The 18,723-nt window shown below is 52.2% G+C and carries 15 protein-coding genes; 10 read left to right on the forward strand and 5 right to left on the reverse strand.

Going from position 1 to position 18,723, the window contains the following annotated elements; all coding sequences use genetic code 11:
- Nucleotides 1–53: 53 nt before the first annotated feature.
- The 6 genes from A6X21_RS22040 (at nt 54) to A6X21_RS22065 (ending at nt 7,079) form a co-directional block, all read left to right on the forward strand.
- Nucleotides 54–830: a DUF1570 domain-containing protein gene (locus A6X21_RS22040; RefSeq protein WP_068852925.1), complete on the forward strand. Its 777-nt coding sequence runs from the start codon at nt 54–56 to the stop codon at nt 828–830.
- Nucleotides 831–1,056: 226 nt separating this feature from the next.
- The gene (locus tag A6X21_RS22045) at nt 1,057–1,896 is read left to right on the forward strand and encodes a DUF1571 domain-containing protein (protein WP_068852928.1); all 840 of its coding nucleotides are present in this window, start codon (nt 1,057–1,059) and stop codon (nt 1,894–1,896) included.
- 109 nt (nt 1,897–2,005) lie between these two features.
- A complete protein-coding gene (panC, locus tag A6X21_RS22050; RefSeq protein ID WP_068852930.1) occupies nt 2,006–2,875 on the forward strand; it encodes a pantoate--beta-alanine ligase in 870 nt (289 codons plus the stop codon).
- A gap of 61 nt (nt 2,876–2,936) precedes the next feature.
- A complete protein-coding gene (locus tag A6X21_RS22055; protein ID WP_068852933.1) occupies nt 2,937–4,010 on the forward strand; it encodes a prolipoprotein diacylglyceryl transferase in 1,074 nt (357 codons plus the stop codon).
- A 158-nt stretch (nt 4,011–4,168) separates the two neighbouring features.
- Nucleotides 4,169–4,750, forward strand: coding sequence for a sigma-70 family RNA polymerase sigma factor (locus A6X21_RS22060; RefSeq protein ID WP_068852936.1), 582 nt, complete (start codon nt 4,169–4,171; stop codon nt 4,748–4,750).
- A 28-nt stretch (nt 4,751–4,778) separates the two neighbouring features.
- Nucleotides 4,779–7,079 carry a hypothetical protein gene (locus A6X21_RS22065; RefSeq protein ID WP_068852939.1) on the forward strand — a complete coding sequence of 767 codons (2,301 nt, stop codon included), beginning with the start codon at nt 4,779–4,781 and terminating at the stop codon, nt 7,077–7,079.
- Here A6X21_RS22065 and A6X21_RS22070 read toward each other — a convergent pair.
- Nucleotides 7,061–7,978 (reverse strand): amidohydrolase family protein, encoded by a 918-nt coding sequence (locus A6X21_RS22070; RefSeq protein WP_240490370.1) that lies wholly within the window; start codon nt 7,976–7,978, stop codon nt 7,061–7,063. The two genes, A6X21_RS22065 and A6X21_RS22070, sit on opposite strands and share 19 nt — an antisense overlap.
- Nucleotides 7,979–8,320: 342 nt before the next feature.
- On the opposite strand from A6X21_RS22070, the gene A6X21_RS22075 reads away from it, so the two are divergent.
- Together A6X21_RS22075 and A6X21_RS22085 are read left to right on the forward strand one after the other, a co-directional pair.
- On the forward strand, nt 8,321–9,478 hold the full coding sequence (locus A6X21_RS22075; protein WP_068852945.1) for an HlyD family secretion protein: 1,158 nt from the start codon (nt 8,321–8,323) through the stop codon (nt 9,476–9,478).
- 265 nt (nt 9,479–9,743) lie between these two features.
- Complete coding sequence (locus A6X21_RS22085) at nt 9,744–10,538, forward strand: SDR family NAD(P)-dependent oxidoreductase (RefSeq protein ID WP_068852951.1); 795 nt, start codon at nt 9,744–9,746, stop codon at nt 10,536–10,538.
- Here the strand turns inward: A6X21_RS22085 and A6X21_RS22090 are convergent.
- On the reverse strand, nt 10,529–11,275 hold the full coding sequence (locus A6X21_RS22090; protein ID WP_068852954.1) for a class I SAM-dependent methyltransferase: 747 nt from the start codon (nt 11,273–11,275) through the stop codon (nt 10,529–10,531). The two genes, A6X21_RS22085 and A6X21_RS22090, sit on opposite strands and share 10 nt — an antisense overlap.
- Nucleotides 11,276–11,278: 3 nt before the next feature.
- Nucleotides 11,279–12,769 (reverse strand): ribosome biogenesis GTPase Der, encoded by a 1,491-nt coding sequence (gene der / locus A6X21_RS22095; RefSeq protein WP_068852957.1) that lies wholly within the window; start codon nt 12,767–12,769, stop codon nt 11,279–11,281.
- A 414-nt stretch (nt 12,770–13,183) separates the two neighbouring features.
- Between der and hpnC the strand changes: the two genes are divergently transcribed.
- Entirely contained in the window at nt 13,184–14,173 is a 990-nt protein-coding gene (gene hpnC, locus A6X21_RS22100; protein ID WP_068852959.1) for a squalene synthase HpnC, read from the forward strand.
- A 176-nt stretch (nt 14,174–14,349) separates the two neighbouring features.
- Nucleotides 14,350–15,261 (forward strand): phytoene/squalene synthase family protein, encoded by a 912-nt coding sequence (locus tag A6X21_RS22105; RefSeq protein ID WP_068852962.1) that lies wholly within the window; start codon nt 14,350–14,352, stop codon nt 15,259–15,261.
- Nucleotides 15,262–15,761: 500 nt separating this feature from the next.
- Here A6X21_RS22105 and A6X21_RS22115 read toward each other — a convergent pair whose 3' ends face one another.
- Both A6X21_RS22115 and A6X21_RS22120 read right to left on the reverse strand, forming a co-directional pair.
- Complete coding sequence (locus A6X21_RS22115; protein WP_068853394.1) at nt 15,762–17,480, reverse strand: SMP-30/gluconolactonase/LRE family protein; 1,719 nt, start codon at nt 17,478–17,480, stop codon at nt 15,762–15,764.
- A gap of 171 nt (nt 17,481–17,651) precedes the next feature.
- On the reverse strand, nt 17,652–18,671 hold the full coding sequence (locus A6X21_RS22120; RefSeq protein WP_240490371.1) for an alpha/beta hydrolase family protein: 1,020 nt from the start codon (nt 18,669–18,671) through the stop codon (nt 17,652–17,654).
- Nucleotides 18,672–18,723 lie beyond the last annotated feature (52 nt).

Genomic DNA, 18,723 nt, shown 5'->3' on the forward strand with positions numbered 1-18,723 from the left:
AGAGTGGGTATGTAGCGTCAGTTGGTTTGATGGATTCAAGAGCGGGGTCAGGGATGATTCGGCCTCACAGGCTCGCCTGCTATACCTGCCTGGTCTGCTGGCTGGCAGGCTTATTTCCCATGGTGCTGCGCGGCGATGATTGGAAATCTCGTCATGAAGCCGGGAATCTCTCCATTTTCGCCGAATTTGCCTTAAAAGATGTGCAGGGGCTCGTGGATGAATTGGCTGCACTCCAGGGAGAGATCGAAGCGACGTTAAGGCTCAAGGCCAATAATCAGCCGATCGAAATCTATCTTTTTGCCAGTCGCGGGTCGTACGTGAATCACGTTTCGGTCCGCGTACCCAATGCCGTCAATCGGCAGGCACTGTATGTGCAAGGAAAAGACGCCGGGCGCATCTATGCCTATCGTCATCGAAATATGGATATCGATGTGAGGCATGAGGCGACCCACGCGATTTTGCACAATTGCCTGCCATTCGTGCCACTCTGGCTGGATGAGGGATTTGCCGAGTATTTTGAAGTCAGGCAAGCGGAGCGTAAGTCGCAGAATCCACACCATTCATCGATCAAATGGATTCGCCGATTTGGTGGTCGTCCTGATCTGGCCGCTCTGGAAAAGAAGAGAAATCTCTCCGAGTTTGATGGGGGGGATTATCGAGATGCATGGTCTGTTGTGCACTTCATGCTCCATGGGCCACCGGCAGCCCGCAAGATTCTCGATGATTACTTTGAGACCATCAGTGATGGGGGCGTCCCCCAGCCTTTCAGTCAGGCATTTCCAGCTCAGCTTGGCAACTGGGGCAGCTTGTATGCACAACATTTCCGTTGATTACCCATCATTGCCAGGCCATGGCCATCTGGTCTATTCGCGACTGGTCGATGCAAAAATTGCATTTCGGGCAGGCGATGATGCCTTGTTCGAGTTGAACAACTTCATTTTGCAGCAAGCTTCATCGAAACTTCGATTGCCCAAAATCCTCTGAGCGTATAACGTGCCAATAGGACTGATATTGTGGAAATTGCAAGGCAGCAATTTCCACCACGGAGGGATTGGCATGTGGTTGGATATCGATAGACCGTCAAACGCTCGTTTTGTCAGGGCCAGTCTGCTGGCTGGCTGTGCGGGATTACTTTTGCTGGCAGTTTCAGGTCGCACTCTGGCACAGCAAGCCCCGGCGGCAGTCAATCCCCCGACAGAAATCAGTGAAGCCCACCCTCTGGCACCTGCCTTAAAGCTGGCTTATGAGTCCCGCGAAGCGCTGAAGGATGTGGTCGATTACGACGCGACATTCAGCAAGCGGGAATTGATTAACGGAAAACTGAAACCACAAGTCTGCTATGTTCGCATTCGCAAGCAGCCTTTCAGTGTCTACATGAAGTTCATCAAGCCCAATGAAGGGCGTGAGGTGATCTTCGTCGAGGGGCAGAACAAAAACATGCTGCAAGGCCATGAAACGGGCGTCCTGTCGATGATCGGGACGGTTTCACTCCCGATTGATGGTCCCGACGCCATGGCTGAAAATCGCTATCCGATTACCATGCTCGGCATTCACAGCCTGCTGGATCAGGTCATCAAACAGTGGGAGAGTGAAGCCCGGTACGGTGAGGTCGAAGTCAATTTTTATCGGAATGCCAAACTGGGCAAAGACATTAATGTGGAAGTCATTGAGTCAACTCATCCCAAGCCGCGGAATCAGTTTCGATTTCACATGACCAGGCTGTTTCTCGATAAAGCCACCAGGCTGCCACTTCGTGTTGAGCAGTACGGCTTTCCTCAGTCGGGAGATCAGTCTCCACCGTTGGTTGAAGAGTACTCCTATGTTTCGTTGAGAACGAATCTGGGTCTGAAAAACATCGATTTCTCGGTGGATAATCCTCAGTACAAATTCAAGTAACCTCTCGTTTGAACCATCCCGAGAGTTCATGGATTTGCCAATCAGTATGCTGCGCAAGCAGCTCTCGTCGAATGGAAACATCGACGAGTAAAGTTCAGGAAGGCGATCAGTGAGGGTTGTCGAGACGATTGCCGAATGTCGCAAGGAGTTGTCAAAGCTGCGGCAATTTGGAGGACGAACCGGGTTCGTACCCACCATGGGGGCGCTCCATGCCGGTCATGTCAGCTTGATGGAGATCTGTCGCCCGCAGGTGGAGATTTCAGTCGCCAGTATCTTTGTCAATCCGACTCAGTTTGCACCCACGGAAGATTTGAGTCGTTATCCGCGACCGCTGGAACATGATCTGGAATTGTGTCGAGCGAGTGGTGTGGATCTGGTCTTTGTGCCGACTGTCGCTGAAATGTATCCGCCGCTTTCTCAGACCACGGTGTCGGTCTCTTCTTTGACGACGCTCTGGGAGGGGCGATTGCGGCCCACACATTTTCAGGGTGTGACCACGGTCGTGACGAAACTTTTCAATATCGTTCAGCCCCAATTCGCTTTTTTTGGCCAGAAGGATTATCAGCAGCAGGCGATTCTCCGGAGGATGGTGCAGGATCTGGATCAGCCTGTCAGAATCCGAACCTGCAGCACGATTCGAGAATCTGATGGCCTGGCAATGAGCAGTCGCAACGCTTACCTGACCAGCGAGCAGCGATCTCAGGCAACTCAGATTTATCGTGGTCTCGCGAAATCCGAAAACCTCTGGCAGGCTGGTGAACGATCCCCAGCCGTCCTGGAAAATGCCATTAAAACAACAATCGCCGAAGTCCCGGCTCTCGACATCGATTATGTCGCTATTGTCGATCCCGAAACATTAAAACCACTGGAGACGATTGATACGGGAGCTGTTGCCCTGGTGGCCTGCCGGTTAGGAACCACCCGGCTGATTGATAATCTGCTCCTGGGGAATGCGAAACAGATCGTTGAGAGTGATTGATACACTTTCTCCGCTTCATTCGATTCTGCTAAGAACGTCCAGGCCTTCTGAAAGATGAACCATGCTCCAGGTCTTGTTCCGTATCCCCTGGGATCATCTGACGATTGGGGGCGTGGAGATTCCCACCTTTGGGTTGGGGATTGTGCTCTTCGTCTGGGCCTTATTGGGAGCGGTTATTGTTGGCCATATGGCGTGGCAAGGCCGGGTCTCTGACCTGCTTCGAGATCCACTGGCCGTGGGAATCTGGGGAGCTGCGGGAGTGGCGATCTGGATGGCTCCCACGATTGGGCCAAGATTTGCGCCCGAGGGGATCCCGTTTTTTGGTTATGGCCTGATGCTGTTTATCGGCTTTACGACGGCCGTGTTCCTGGCCACCAGGCGAGCGGCAGAGCAGGGGTTACCACCTGAAAAAATCTGGGATCTGGCGGTGGCGATTTTTATTCCCGGGTTAATTGGCGCCCGTCTTTTCTTTGCCGTGCAGTATCCCGGGAAAGTCTTCACGGGGAACACACTGCTGGAAAATGTGCTGTCGTTTGTGAATTTATCCCAGGGAGGAATTGTCCTCTTTGGCGGGTTACTGATGGGAACAGTCGCCTATTTTGTGTTCTGCTACTGGAACCGGATTAATCCACTTCAACTGGCTGACATCATCACACCATCGATCTTTGTGGGCGTCGGTTTTGGCCGGATTGGTTGTCTGCTCAATGGTTGCTGTTACGGAGACGTCTGTCATCTCCCCTTTGGAATTCAGTTTCCAGGCTCGAGTGTGACCTACAGCGAATTCTTGTACCGGGGTGTCATCAGTCCTGTTGAATTGGCTACTCCCTGGCTGCAACCAACACAAATCTACAGTGCGATCGATGGATTTATCATCGCTTTGGCAGCGTATTTGTACTACCCGTACCGCACCCGGCATGGCGCTGTGTTTGGCCTGGCGGTGCTGACGTATTCCATCACACGCTATCTGATTGAACTCCTGAGAAGCGACGAAGAGGGGCAATTTTCGACCTCGCTGACGATTTCGCAATGGGTGAGTTTAGGTGTAGGAATTTGTGTTTGCGCACTTTTAGTGTATGTGTTCTTCTGTGCACAAAAGTTGCAGCGAAAAAGACTCACAGAGTCAGTTCCCAGTTGAGTTTTTATCAAGTTGACTAAATCGTACGGCCACGAGTGGTTTCTCTGGAACTTCTCTGGGGAATCTCAAGACTCACATTCCAGACACGCTGAATTCACGGCTGTGTCGTGATCGGTAATGACGACTGCTCCAGTTCCTTTCTGGATTGATTGAGTTCCGTGCAGACGCTCACTGACGAAGAATTGATTCAAGCCGCACAAACCGGTCATACGGAGGGCTTTACCCTCCTTGTGAGACGGTACGAGCAGCGTCTTTTCCGGTCGATGACGCGAATTTCGGGCTCTCCGGAGGATGCTGAAGATATTTGCCAGGAAGCGTTTACGCGCGCCTGGCGAGCGATCTCCAAATTCCGTGGCGAATCGCAGTTTTATTCGTGGGTGTTTCGAATTGCCTTGAATCTGTTGCGCTCATCCAAAAGGCAATTGAAGGCTTCGGTCTCACTGGATGCCGTGCGGGACGCGATCGGCGATGATCTGGAAGATCAACGTGCCGATGTCGATCCCAGTCACAGCCTGCAGGTGCGAGATCAGCAACGGGTCGTGCAGGCAGCCATGGACGCCATGGAAGAGTCGTTTCGAACAGTGCTGGTGCTCACCGATCTGGAAGAGATGAGTTATGAAGAAATCGCTCGTGTCGTGGATTGCCCGGTCGGGACAGTCCGCAGCCGGATTCATCGGGCAAGACAAGAATTTCGAGGTCGAATGGAGCGACTGTTAAGGCAGGAACAAAGAGCCTGTTAAAACTGGCAGTTGGGTTGGAAACAGAAGCATGTTGAGACCGGAAGAAACTGAAGCAATCTCCGCCTGGGTGGATGGTGAATCCTCCTCCATGGAGTCGTTGGAAGTCGAGAAGCTGTTGAGCAGTTCGGCCGAAGCCCGCGACCTGGCTGAGGTCTTTCGTCACCAGAAGTCACTCCTCAAGGACGATGCGATCCTTCAGGGCAAAAAATTTCAATGGAAGCCGCAATTCTCGACAGTATCGTGGAAGCAGTCGGGTTGGTCGCGCGAAGCGTGGGCGGCCTTGTGTGCGTCGCTGGCAACTGCGGCTGTGTTTGCAATTGGATTTCGGCCAAACACTCCGGGGTCTTCATTTTTTGCCGAAGGCGTGATTGCCGATAACCAGGTTTCTCCTGCGTCTTCCGGCTTTTTGGATAGACTTGAAGGTCAATGGATCAAAGGTGATTCAGAGTCGTTGGCCCGTGGCGGGGTGGGAAGACTGGAATCATTCTCCGTAGAAGTCGGGTCGGCCAAGCCTGCCGAGCAGGATGCTCCCGCTGCCAGTCGAAAGCAGGATCAAGTCGCCCATTCCCTGGCAGCTTCACGTCATGCGATAAAGCCGCCTTCGGTTGTTACCAAGGATTCGACCAGTGCATCTAACTCATTTTTCATGGATCAGCAGACTGCTCGAAAAGCGGGAGAATCCAATCAGGTATTAACGCAAAATCAGCAGGATCGTGTCCCGGTCAATCGGGTTTCCATTGGTGATCTGGTCCCCTATCTGGCGGCAGCTCCCCGGATGGTGGCAGTGCTGGAAGTTGATGCCAGGCAACCGGAAGCCATGTCGCTAAAAGTTTTGGATCGGCTGGCTGAGAACTCGATTGTTGTTGGCGATTCTGCTGCAGAGATCAGGCAGAATCAGATGATCATGCATCAACCGGTGCATGCCTCAGATGTCGACCATCAGTCAGCGTTTGGTAGTAGCGAGAATTTTGCAGCGAATGCAGTTTCAAGCATGGCAGCAGATGCGAATGTGCTCGACAAGCCGTTGCCGAATGCGCGCCCCTACCGAGTTCTTGTTGAATCTCCGGAAGTTTCGCCAGTCAATGAAAAATCGAGTGCGATCGTGGCCATTTATCTCGATGTGACCAAATCGAGCCTGGCTCGAGTGTTGACTGAACTCGAACAGGACGGATTACTCGCCGAGGCTCGACTCCGCTCACCTTTAGAGTTGGAGCCAACCTTGGAACTGACCAGGAGCGTGCGAACACCGGTTGACAACGATTTTGTTGCTGATTTGAAGCCGGCAACACCCGTTGCACCAAGTGAATCCAACCCTCAGATTGTTGCTGAAGCTGCGATTGCCATGGGAGCTCCTGCAAGAGCAGGGCAGCCCCTTGAAACCGAGAATGTCCAGAAGTCACTGAGTGAGATGCAACCTGCTCAAGAAGAGCATTTTCAAGCAGGTCTTCTGAATCTGACGGAGCGCTGGTTTACTCAGCAAATTAGTGGATCTCCAGAGCATGGTCTCGCTCTGGCAGTTACCGAGAATCAATCCGCACAAACAACCAATTCCATGAAGTCTGCAAATTCTCCAGAGCGCATGTTGAGACATGTTCAGAACGACATCACGGAAGATCAGAAACCTGAGCAAGAACGCGTTCATGCTCCTCTGTTGGTTGAGGCCGTACCGATCCCGCTTCCCCAATTGAATTACTCGACTGGGCCAGAGTCTGGGATTGCTTCAGAAAGCCACGCCGGGTTGCCTCGTCAAATCGCTGGAATGGCGACGCCAAATCAGCCATCGCTGGCGAAGAGGAATGATCCCCAACATCTGGCTGAAAGCCCGGTGGCTGCTAAAGAACAATCTCCATCTGAAGCGAATCTGAACACCTCTTCGAATGGAGTTTGGAACGATCAGACGACGCGGCAATCTTTTGCTCTACCAAAGTTACCACAATTGGATTCAGGGTATGCGTATCGGCAAGCTGTTGAATTTCGCATGCCAGAACCCAGGTCGGACGCGTATCGGGCTTTATCAGAGAACCACACCCAGCGTTCAAGAAACTCTGCAACGATGAGTTTTCACGCTGAGCCTTCAGCAGGTCAATTACCTGGGTCAAATGCCCCGATGGCAGCGGCATTGCCTGTCCCTTTAGCGACACCGCTGGCTGCGGGGAGCATTTCCGAGACCATCAGTGCGCTGGCTCCCGAGAACCGCATCTTCACGGCAGACCAGTCTGGAGAAAATTCGCGTTCGAGATGGATCGAGACGACATTGCCTCCGGAGGTTTCTGATACCGATCGTGTCCGTTTACTGCTCATTCTCAAGAATCAATCGGCCAAACCATAAAAGGCCAGGGCGTTGTCATGGAACAAGCGTCGTTGCTGTTCGATGGAGCGATGAGTGACAATTTCCTTAAGGGCTGATATCCAACGCCCAAGCGATGATCTGGTCGTACAGACGGGCCAGTCACTGGCAAACATGACCCGATGAATTCCAAAAGTTTCAATTGTGGTCTCAATGACTGGCTTCAGGTCGGCGGGTCTCCAGTTTTCATCTTGAGTACTCGCGACGATTCCTGAGATCTTGCAGACGACGTTTTCCTGATCGGCAAGAGCTTTAAGGCCATCCTGCCAGAGGTTTCGCAACTCGGGGCTGGCTCCGTGGACGGGCATGTTGCCACAATGATCAAGGATAAAACGAGTCTCTGGACAGGCTTTGGCGACCAGCGCCGCATCCTTCAATTCACCGGGTCGAATACAAAAGTCGAAGCTCAGGTTGTGCTGACCCAGTTGCTGCATGCTGCGAATAAACTCAGGCTGAGTGCAGGTGCCTCGGGGTGTGTCATCAGCATGCAGGACTCGGCGCACCCCCTTGATCCAGCGGTTTTTGCTCAAATAGGTCACCCATTTTTCAAAGCCCGGTGTGCCTGGGCAACCTGAGACGACGGCACCACACATCAGGTTTTGCGGGTCTTTGCACAGCGCTGTGACATACTCGACCTCCTGGGTCTGCTGCTCAAAGACGACATCTACTTCCATGTAGATGCTTTTGACGATCCCTAAGCCTTTGGCTGCTGCCTCATAATCGTGTGGTCGATGGCTCTTCCCGAGAGGTTGTGCTGCGGCTAAAGCCTGAGGATCCTTTTTCAGCCATCGCAGTTCGAATAAATCGAGATCCCACAGATGCTGGTGCGTATCGATGATCGGGAAATCAGTGTCGGACGAAGTTGAGTTCGCAACCATCATTTCAAGAACTCCCTGAAGAGGCTCTGGCCGAGGTGATGCTGTTCTGATCCGAGGTGTGGAAAAAGTTTAAGGCAAGGAAAGAAAATCCTTTCCGAAGCATCAAAATACTCAGCACCAACGATTGTTGCAGCCATAAGGCGTTGCTTCGGATCTCCCGGGATCATGAAAACGGCAGTTTTTGCTGCCAGAGATCAGGTCTGGGAGCTGGCTTTTCCCGTGTGACGTTCCGGTTAGGTAAACTTTAACGGTCACTCTTCAAATTCTCTTCGTAACGGTTGTGACTTCAGCAATCAGTTGTTGGTCTGCGTGCCGATTCCCCTCTCAGGCAACGAGGAGGACTTTATGACGGCTGCGACGACAACACTTCAATCTTCGGTGGATATCACTGTTCAGCCACCGGTTCCCGTGCCCACCATCCGGCTGGCTCTGATGGCTTTTCTCGTGCTAGGTGCGGGAGCAACGCTGACTGCCGGTTTAGATCTGATGGAGTCAAAGCATTGCCAGGGGGCGCTTGAAGCGCAGATTTCGGTCGTACGTGCCGAACGTTCTGCACAGATTTCGCAAGTACACGTCACGCCGGGGGCTGTCGTTGCCGTTGGTCAACCATTGATCACTGTGCTTGATCCGAATGTGATTGAGCGAATTGCAACACTTGAGCAGCAACTGACTGAGGCCAAAGCCGAAGTGGAACGCTCCAGGGCCGAAGCGGCTGTCGATCTCGAATGGCGCCGAAGAGAACTCAAAGCTGCCGAGTTCGATGCTCAATTGCGAGCCGCCGAGCTGCTGCAATCTCAGTTCCAAAAGCAGGTGGAGCATGTGGCGTGGCAGGATTACCTGAAGCGATTGAATCCGGTGACGACGTTAGTCAGTCTGAAGGCCGAAGCCGGGTCGATCATTTTTGACAAATCGCTTCCTGATGAAGAACGTCTCCGGGCACTGGTGGCTCAGGATGCCGCAGCGACCACTGTGGAGGCCATTTCTGTTCAATTGCAGATCTGTGAGAAGCGTTTAATCGATCTCAAAGAGCTGGATAAAGATCTGGTTCAGTTAATCCAAAAAGCTCATGGTGTAGAAGTCGCGAAGGCTAAAGTTCAGCGAATTGAGTTTGAATTGTCTGACCTCACTGCGAAAAAGCAGGGAGTCACCATTCTCAGTGAGAATTATGGAACAGTCAGTGATTTGAATCTCAAAGCAGGAGATATCGTGACTGCGGGCCAGAAACTGCTGGATCTTGTTGATCAGGATCGCAGATACCTGCTGGCGTCGATTCCATCAAAGGATATCTCACAGGTTTCGAAGGGGAGCAAAGTCGAGCTGATTTTCCCCGGCAATCAGATACGACAAGGAACGGTTGTCGATATTCCTTTAAGGGCTGAAAGCGTCGTGGCCAGCTCTGTGCATGATGTGCCGATCGATGTACGGGTGGAAGCGAGTGGACGCGAATGGCCCGACCTTCCCCTGGGGACACGAGTGCGTGTGAACTTTGGTCGGAAGCTGTAGCGATCCGGAATACTCGAACTGGCGTTCCTGTGGTGAACATGCCATTGAACGAGAATGCAAGGAGAGAAGGATCGCCTTTAGAAAATCCGTCTGCATTCGATCTCAACTGACTGCGAATGGCCCGGGAGAAATCTCGGGCTTTTTCATTTTTGATAAACTGTCTTTACAGAAAAGCAAGATTTGTTTTTTATCTTCAAAGATCGAGCTCGAAGGTGGAGTAAGGCCTGAATCTGCATTTTTGTAGCGTGGGCCCCGGGAGTCAGGAATGCAGATATCTAACCAGGTCGTACTGGTCACGGGTGGAGGAAAAGGGATTGGTGAGGCTCTGGCGATCAAAGCCTCCCAGCAATCCCCTCGTGTGGTGATTGTGGCAGATCGAGACCAGAGTTTTGCAGAATCTGTTTCTGCACGTTGCGAGTCTGCCGCTGAAGCGATCTGCTGTGATGTCTGCGTATCCTCAGAATTAGCAAAACTGACAGATCACATCATCGAGAAGTACGGTTCGATTGATATTGTTTTTTCCAATGCCGGTGCAACAGCCAAGGGTGGACTTGAAACCTCTCTGGACGACTGGAACAAGCTCTGGCAGATCAATGTGCTCTCGCATGTCGAGCTGGCGCGATTGACCATTCCTCACATGGCTCAAAAGGGGAGTGGTGCTTTTGTTGTGACAGCATCAGCGGCTGGAGTTCTGACGGAAATTGGTTCCTTGGCGTACTCTGTCACCAAACATGGGAGCATTGCCATTGCCGAATGGCTGTCTGTTCATTACCGACGACAAGGGGTACAGCTTCACTGCCTTTGTCCCGCAGGAGTCGCGACTGACTTTCTGGACCTGGATGATCCGATTCATCAGTTCCTGCACATGAGTGCTTTGACGGCTGAGCAGGTCGCTGAGGCCGCTTTTGAAGCGATTGAGCTCAATCGCTTTCTTGTATTGCCGCACAAGGAAGTTCTGGAGTTCTTCCAGTTCAAAACGCAGGATTATGACCGCTGGCTGCATAACTTCTCGCGAGTGCAGGAGCGGCTAGCCAAACTGGCCTCTAAAAATCAGAGTTGAGTGACTGCTGAAGAGAGGGGTTTGCGGCCGCCAAAAGCAGCAAACGAGACGTTCTTGTGCAGAATTTCCAGTGATTCAAAGCCGACAGCACTCAGCTTGAAAAGCTGATCGACAACGGGTTTGGGCGTATCTTCTTTGGCGATGTAATCGAAAACATGCTGGCAATAGGCAGCATCTTTTAGTTGGGTGAGATAGTCGCCGTAGATCGACCTCATGACGAGTTCGATTTCATGCGTCGAACTGTCGACCAGATCAAAAATCCAGTACCATCCGCCTGGCTGCATCGCGTTATAGATTTTTCGGAAGACGAGGGCCCACTCGTCCTCAGTTCGTAAATGATGCAGGACGGCCGCAGCGACCACGAGATCAAATTTCTGTGGAGGAAGCTCCAGCTCTCGAATATCACCCTGAATCGAAGAGATCGTTTGAGCGGTGGAGGTTTCCAGTCGAGAGCATGCCCGGTGGAGCATCGGTTCACTCAGGTCGATTAGGGTCACGTTCATCCTGGGGATCGTCTGGAGCAACTTCAAAGAAAAGTTGCCAGCCCCACAGCCAATATCGAGCAGCTCTTGCGCATGGGGTGTCGTCACCTGAGCGACGCGTGCAATCAGATCGAGGCAATACGCCGCATCGATCGTCGACGTCTGGCCTGTCTCAAGGTTCGAGAATCGCTCGACATCCTGATCGAAGCGATTCCGGATCTCTTCAACGGAGGATTTGCTGGTTGCAGGATGCATGGCTTAATCCTGTTCATCATGTGCGCTGGCAGGGCCTGCATCAAAATCGAGTTCGCCATCATAGAGCGTTTCTTCATCCTCGAAATCGTCGATTTCGGAATCAAAAACTTCCTGCATTTCGTTGCGGTCATCCTGGTTTTGCGGCTTAAGTCGACCTGCAGAGTCTGTCTCTCGACTGCGGAAATACAGCTTGATAGGAACTTCCTTGAAGGGAAGTTCTTCTCGAAAGACGCCCAGCAGGTAACGCTTCCAACTGTCATCCAGCAGGTTAGCGTCATTACATTTTAAGACGATGGTGGGGGGCTCAGCAGCCACTTGAGTCGCATAGTACAGCTTAACGTTACGATTCTGCCGCATCGGTGGCGGCCAGTTCTTGACCGCTTTTTTGACCAGCCGATTGAGTTCGCCTGTGCCAATACGCATCAATGCCTGCTTGAAGATTGACTGTGCAAGATTGATCAGCTTTTTGACGTTCTTCCCGGTCATCCCGGTAATGAAGGCCAGAGGGACATGCCGCATGCTGGCAAAGTTCTGCAGCAGGTACTCATTCCAGGCTTCCATTTCCTGGTCGCCATGCAGATCCCATTTATTGACCACAAAAATACAGGGTTTGTGATACTCGTAGATCTCATGCACCAGTTGTTTATCGACGCGTGAGATGGGCTGTGTGCAATCGAAGAACATGAGCACGACATTCGCACGGCGGATACTGCGTTTGGCTCTGGCAAGGCCATACCACTCGATATCGTTCGCCAGAGACTTTCGCTTGCGAACGCCGGGTGTATCAATTGCGACGAACGATTTCCCATCGAGTTCAAATCGCACATCGACACTGTCGCGCGTCGTACCGGGAATCTCACTGACGATCATTCGCTCCGTCTCAGCCAGCGAATTCACAAACGTGCTCTTGCCCACATTCCGGCGACCAACAATCGCCAGTTTCAGCTCGGGTTCGGCGGTATCCTGCTCTCCCTCCTGCTGTTCGTCGGCATTGGCATCCGGAAGATTCTCCAGGATGGCAGCCATCAGGTCATTGCGATTTCGATTTCCTTTAACACTCGTGACCACAATCGGGCCGTCGGCCAGAGCGTAGAAGGGCCCCAACTCAAGATCGAGCTTCGGCGAATCGCACTTGTTAACGACCACCAGCTTGCGTGTTGAAATCGGCCGCAGCCGTCGTGACACTTCGAGATCGAGTGCCGTTAAACCGGCTGAACCATCGACGACAAACAGGATCAGATCCGCTTCCTGAATCCCCACGTTGATCTGATAGTCGATCTCGTTACTGAGGTCGTCCACATCGACAATTCCAATTCCGCCGGTATCCACCAGTTCGAAATAACGATCCCCTTCATGCATCAGATACATGACGCGATCACGTGTGACACCGGCGGTAGGGTCAACCACCGAGATTCTCTTCTGGGCCAGCCAATTGAGAATTGAGCTTTTGCCGACATTGGGTCGACCGACGATAGCAACTTTGGGAATCGACATAAAACAGTTTCACTTCGAGCACTAAAGCAGACAAATTCTGGAAATCGCGCGAGCACTTTCCGCAGGAGTCGGTTCTCGACAAACCAATCGTTGACTCTTTAAGCGGCCATCTGATTTCGTGGCCGCTTTCGTAACGATTTGTGCATTATCGTCTGATCCAACGGGAGAAGATGCAATCAATGCAAAGGTGAATCAGACAACTCATATTCGTGAAGAATAACGAATCGATACGAATTTCGCATCTGCCGGGCTGATTTGTGATTCGGTCCGATCGAAGTCAGAATCTCGTCTGGGCTTGCGAATCTGCCAGGCATTCGTGCAATTCTGTCAACCCGGATCGAATCAGCGAGAGCGGTTGGTGGAAAACTCAGCGAACAGGTTGAAGAGCGAATTTTCCTTTTGGGTGGACGATTTATGCCTGAGAGTCGGGAACGGTGGCGATCTTTCGACGAAGAGATCAGGGAGTGGGGACCTCAAGGTTCTCGAAACGCCTGTTCTCTGGCAGAGGCGGAGAGCTATTGTCGAAAGCTGGCCACGGGACATTACGAGAATTTCCCACTTGTTTCGCTGCTTTTGCCTAAAAAACTGCATCAGCCATTTTTTAATGTTTATGCCTTTTGCCGCTGGTCGGATGATCTCGGAGACGAAATCAACAATCCCGTTCGATCATTGCAGCTTCTCCAGTGGTGGCGCGAGCAGATGGTCTTATGCCACCAGGTAGCCAGCGGCCAGGAGTTATCCGGGGAAATCTCTCTCACTCATCCAGTGATGATTGCTCTACAAAAGACCATTCAAGAATTCGAAATTCCGTTACAGCCGTTTGTTGATCTGATATCTGCGTTCGAGCAGGATCAGTGCCAGACGAGATATGAGACATTTGAGGATCTGCTGAACTATTGTGAGAGAAGTGCGAACCCTGTCGGGAGACTCGTGTTGTATCTGGGCCGGGATGTTTCGGAGCAGAATTTCATCTGGTCAGATGCGATTTGTACGGGATTGCAACTGGCAAACTTCTGGCAGGATGTTGCGCGAGACTATCAGATTGGCAGGATCTACCTTCCGGTGGCAGAGATGAAAGAGTTTGGTGTTTCTGAGGAGACGATTCGAGAGCGAGTTTCGACGGAAGCATTCCAAAAGTTGATGACTTTTCAAGTGGAGCGAACGCGTCTCTTTTTTGAAAAGGGAAAGCCGCTTGTGAACCATGTCACCAACGACTTGCGGTTGGACGTCGATTTGTTTGTTCGCGGCGGAGAATGCATTCTCGATAAGATTACCAGGATCGACTATCGGGTTCTGGAAACCAGGCCCAAAGTCACCAAGTGGGATGGTGGACGATTGCTGATCATGGCGCTGGGGCGAAGTTTTTTGAATCGGTTATTCAGGCGTGATTTCAAATCAGGGTAGGGACTTGTGCGTTCATTCTCCTGAACAGCTCTCATCCCAGGAAGCCAGCACGCAACCATCAAGAAGCAGTTTAGATTCCAGGGGGTCATCCTCAGCAGAGAAACAAATTTTCATTTGTACTCCTGCGCGATTATCGTTTTGATTTGGGAAACAGTCTGCGGAAATCCAGAGGTTTTATGGCTCCTGCCCCTGCATCCGAGAGTTTACCGCAGTCTGCCCGCCCGCTCAGTTTGGCGGAATCTTTCCATTGGGCTGAAGAGGTCACCAGGCGATCCCGATCCAATTTTCGCTGGTCGTTTTTCACACTGGATCGTCAGCGGCGACAGGCCATGGAAGCCTTATACAGCTTCATGCGGCTGACTGATGACCTGGGGGATGACGAGGGGCTATCGATCTCTGAGCGAACTGAGCAACTGATCGCCTGGCGAAAAATGCTGGACGCTGCCCTTGCTGGCGAGAGTCAGCCACATCCTTTAATGCCGGCTCTGGTGGACACGATTTCCAGGTACAAAATCCCGGCCAGTTATCTGCATGATGTGATCACTGGAGTCGAGATGGATTTACATCCAGTACAACTCAAAAGCTGGGCCGAGCTGGAAAAGTATGCCTATCATGTCGCGGGAGCTGTGGGGCTGTGCTGTATTCACATCTGGGGATTCAAAGGGGATCAAGCACACGCCCGGGCGCTCGCCTGTGGCCGAGCCATGCAGTACACCAACATTCTGCGCGATGTGAACAGTGATCTCGCTCTGGGGAGAGTTTACCTGCCAGAAGAATTACTGCGTCAGCATCAATATTCTCTCGATGATTTGAAACAGAGGGCGTACACGGCACCGTTTGTCAGTGCGATGCGGGAGTTTGCCAAGGTGACCAGGGCTAACTACATGGAGGCCGCACTGCTGGTGAGTGAACTGGAGCCACCGGGGAGGCCGATTCTTCGAGTGATGCTCGATACTTACCAGACTTTGCTGGAACGGATTGAACATGCCGAATTCCGTGTTTTCGAACAGCGAATTCGAGTACCCGTCTGGCAGAAACTCTGGTTTGTAGGCCGCACTTTCCTGCCAGGTCGATTTCGCAGGATGTAAGGGGGGATCGACGATTGAACCTCACTTTGTGTGCGATACTTGCGACTATCATTTCCAGCCAACTTTGAAGGCTTGCTGATTAGAAGTGTCGCTGGGAAATGGCTGGTTGGAGATGGGGTGGCAGGCGTTGAATGTCTTTATCTGGCCCTTGCGATCCGGTGGATGGTCAACCAGGCGATAGTTTTTATCCGTATAAAGTCTGTGTGCGGTAGCTGTTCCTGCAGGATGTCCGCCGCCATGCCAATGACCGCCCCCAGAACGACGACATCACGCTGATGGTCTTCAGCCGACTTGGTTGAAATGGTTACTGAATGTGAATAGTGTCGGAAAGATGATTTGAACATCATCCCTCCGACGCTGTTTTCGTTAGCAAATATCTCACGTCAACTTTTTAAGCTATGGGCATCCCCGAGATTAATAATGCGTGAAGGAGAAGAGTCGCATGCTTGCTCAGAGCCGCAAGCATGGCACACAAATCAACCTGAATTCTGAAATTCGTATCACAGCCGAGGTGCTGCCGGTTTGATGGGTGTCTGCCAGGCATTGGCCCCTGAGACTTTGATCTTCCGCTTGTAAACCCGATCACCTGCCGTGATGAACAGCGTATCAAACTCGGGGCCGCCAAAAGTCAGATTGGAGACTTTCCCATTGGGTGAAGGAATGATGCAATTCACCCGACCCGCCTGATCGCAGACCTGTAGCCCCATGCGAGTGGCGACCCACAATCGGCCGTTCTTATCGGTTCTCATGCCATCTGCACCACTGTCGTCAGCAGTATCTGGCATGTGCAGATGGTAGTACTTCTGTTTGTACGAGAGTGTTCCATCCGGCTGGATCTGGTAGCTGTACACCCAGTGTGATTTGGAGTCCGAGACATACAGCAGGCCCTGATCCGGTGAGACGGTAATTCCATTGGAGAATTTGAGTCCGGTATCAACCACTTTGGCTTCACCTGACTTGGGAATGAACCAGATCTTGCTCGGCTCAGTCCCTGACCAGCCCGGCTCTGTCACATAGATATTGCCACTATTCAGGACTACCAGATCGTTGCCGCGGAATCCTTTGGCGATCTCTGTCACCTTCCCATCAGGACTGGTCGCCACAATCTGCTGAGATTTTCCAGCGACGGTATAGAGTCGGCCATCAGGGCCAAAGGCCTGTCCGTCTCCGTTATTGGTCTCTTTGCGAAAGACTTCAACACCCTGGCTGCCAACTTTGTAGGTCGTCGAGTTCGGGACATCATTGAAAAAGACTTCGCCCTGGGCATTGACTGCCGGACCTTCAGTGAACTTGTAGCCTTCGCCCACCAGTTCCCACTCTTCGCCGGGAATGAGAATCTCCTGCAATTGCGGAGAGCCCTTGCCAACTTTGATACCTGCGGTGTGATCCTTCCAGAGCCATTTCATTGCCTCGGGAAAAATCTCGGTCGCGTGCTTGCCATTGTGGCCGCCATCACCCCAGGAGTGGTTCACTTCATACCCGGCGAAAACGAGTGATCGCTCCATGGCCTGATTGGCGATCCACCAGTCGCCGCCATAAATGTTCAGATCGTTTGTGCCGTCTTCGAGAAAGACTCTCAAAGGTTTCGGTTCGTACTTGCGAATCAATGTCGGATAGTTCTGGCCTCCGCGCAGACCGACATAAGTTCCAATGGCACTGAAGACCCGGCGGAAGGAGTCGGGGCGTTCCCAGGCGACTGTCCAGGCGCAAATGGCCCCACTGCTGGAACCACCAATCGCACGATCATGTGGGTCTTTCGAAAGCTTGATCGGCCGACCATCACTGGTTTTCAGTTTTTCGACTTCGGGCAACAGTTCGTCGATCAGGAATCGAGCATAACCATCACCGAGGCCATCATATTCAAAGCTGCGATTGAAGCGATCGAGTTGTGTTTCCCCGTTGACTGCGGGAACCTTCCCGTGCATGACGAAGACACCAATCGTGACTGGCATGTCGCCCGAAGCAATCAGTTGATCAAACACCGCCGGTGCGTTGTATTGAATTCCATCCTGATTCACGTAGAGTGCGGCGGGCTTTTCGCCCGTATACTGCTGAGGAACGTAGACCCAGAAATCCCGTACAGTTCCCGGAAAGATTCTGCTGGAACGAAACTGGTGCTTCGTCACCTCGCCTTTAGGAACATCGGCAGCAGATGCTGCATGAGAAACCAGACTTTCAAGCAGTACGAAACCTGCAAATACCGCGCACGCGGTTTTCATCCATCGGCTCAACACGACACCCATCATCTTTGGACTCCTCGCAACACATCAGTCATTCACGATGCGTCCAAAGTCTAGCAGGATTGCGATTTCAATTCCTCATGATCGATGTGCAATCCGCTGATCCCCATCGATCTTCCGAAGAACAGTGGCCGAGCATTGCGAGAGGAATCAATTCCTGGTGGCGAACTGCCATTGATCGGCCTGTTCGAGAACGGCTTTCGCTCCGTCACCCTGGAGCCATTTTTTGGCCTGCTCATCATCTCTCAAGTAATAATCCCAGAAAGCGGTCGTCAGCGAGAGAATGACCATGTGATGATTGGGATTCCGCCCCGTCCCTCTCAAAGTACGAACTCGCAGCTCTCGCTCACTGAAGACCGAATGTTCTGCTCCCTCGAGAACGAGTTCATAGCGGTCGATGGTCTCGGGCAGGGCAGGGTAGACCTTCCGACGGGATTCGGGCGTCTGCCCACCCACCGGAGAATCATCTTTGGTTCCCGTCATCAGGAGCATTGGACGATCAACTCGCCGGAAGGCCTCCTGGGGTGAACCTGCCAGAGGGATCGACGGGCTGTAGGCAATCCCGCCTGTGATTTCAGGCACTTTGAATTGATTTCCCACCCGTGCATTCCCTTGTCCCAGAACTCCCTGCGTGGTCTGTGCCCCGAAGGAATGCCCCGACATCCCAATTCGCCCCAGATCCATGCGCCCTTTCAGGGGATGCCCAGTCATTTTGTTCCACTGAGCTAACGAATCGACCAGGGCTTTGACATCCTCACAGCGAAGTTTGAGATTCTCATAATTGGCGGCCTGCTGCATGGCGGGCATGATTTCGGCTGGCTTCTTTCCCTTCCAGACCGATTCATCACTTCCGGGATGCTGCAGAAATATGCAGACATAACCGCGCCCAGCCAGATGTTCCCCGAGGTAGCGATTGTTATCACACGAGCCGCCCAATCCATGACTGAAGAGTACAACTGGTTGAGGCTCGATCTTTTCCGGCAGATAAAAGCGCAAGGGAATCGTTCTTGAACGCGTCTTATCAACGAGCGAATAAGTTTCGGTCGAAACTTTTCCACTTGTTGTCAGTGGCGAATAATCAGCACCTGACGCAGCCGGTAAAGTGAGTGTGGTCGAGGAAATCGAACACAAGACAGCGATCATCAAGAAAAGTTGATGGGTAATGCTCACGAGACTCCGCCTGTTCCAGAAAGGAATTGGATTCATAGCTGGCAGCAGTGCG

It is taken from the genome of Planctopirus hydrillae, assembly GCF_001707835.1.
GTDB lineage: Bacteria > Planctomycetota > Planctomycetia > Planctomycetales > Planctomycetaceae > Planctopirus > Planctopirus hydrillae.

Excerpts from the sequence above, each read along its gene's own strand:
- A6X21_RS22040 (WP_068852925.1), top strand. The coding sequence starts at position 54 with ATGATTCGGCCTCACAGGCTCGCCTGCTATACCTGCCTGGTCTGCTGG.
- A6X21_RS22045 (WP_068852928.1), top strand. The coding sequence starts at position 1,057 with ATGTGGTTGGATATCGATAGACCGTCAAACGCTCGTTTTGTCAGGGCC.
- A6X21_RS22055 (WP_068852933.1), top strand. The coding sequence starts at position 2,937 with ATGCTCCAGGTCTTGTTCCGTATCCCCTGGGATCATCTGACGATTGGG.
- A6X21_RS22065 (WP_068852939.1), top strand. The coding sequence starts at position 4,779 with ATGTTGAGACCGGAAGAAACTGAAGCAATCTCCGCCTGGGTGGATGGT.
- A6X21_RS22070 (WP_240490370.1), bottom strand. The coding sequence starts at position 7,978 with ATGATGGTTGCGAACTCAACTTCGTCCGACACTGATTTCCCGATCATC.
- A6X21_RS22075 (WP_068852945.1), top strand. The coding sequence starts at position 8,321 with ATGACGGCTGCGACGACAACACTTCAATCTTCGGTGGATATCACTGTT.
- A6X21_RS22085 (WP_068852951.1), top strand. The coding sequence starts at position 9,744 with ATGCAGATATCTAACCAGGTCGTACTGGTCACGGGTGGAGGAAAAGGG.
- A6X21_RS22090 (WP_068852954.1), bottom strand. The coding sequence starts at position 11,275 with ATGCATCCTGCAACCAGCAAATCCTCCGTTGAAGAGATCCGGAATCGC.
- der (WP_068852957.1), bottom strand. The coding sequence starts at position 12,769 with ATGTCGATTCCCAAAGTTGCTATCGTCGGTCGACCCAATGTCGGCAAA.
- hpnC (WP_068852959.1), top strand. The coding sequence starts at position 13,184 with ATGCCTGAGAGTCGGGAACGGTGGCGATCTTTCGACGAAGAGATCAGG.
- A6X21_RS22105 (WP_068852962.1), top strand. The coding sequence starts at position 14,350 with ATGGCTCCTGCCCCTGCATCCGAGAGTTTACCGCAGTCTGCCCGCCCG.
- A6X21_RS22115 (WP_068853394.1), bottom strand. The coding sequence starts at position 17,480 with ATGAAAACCGCGTGCGCGGTATTTGCAGGTTTCGTACTGCTTGAAAGT.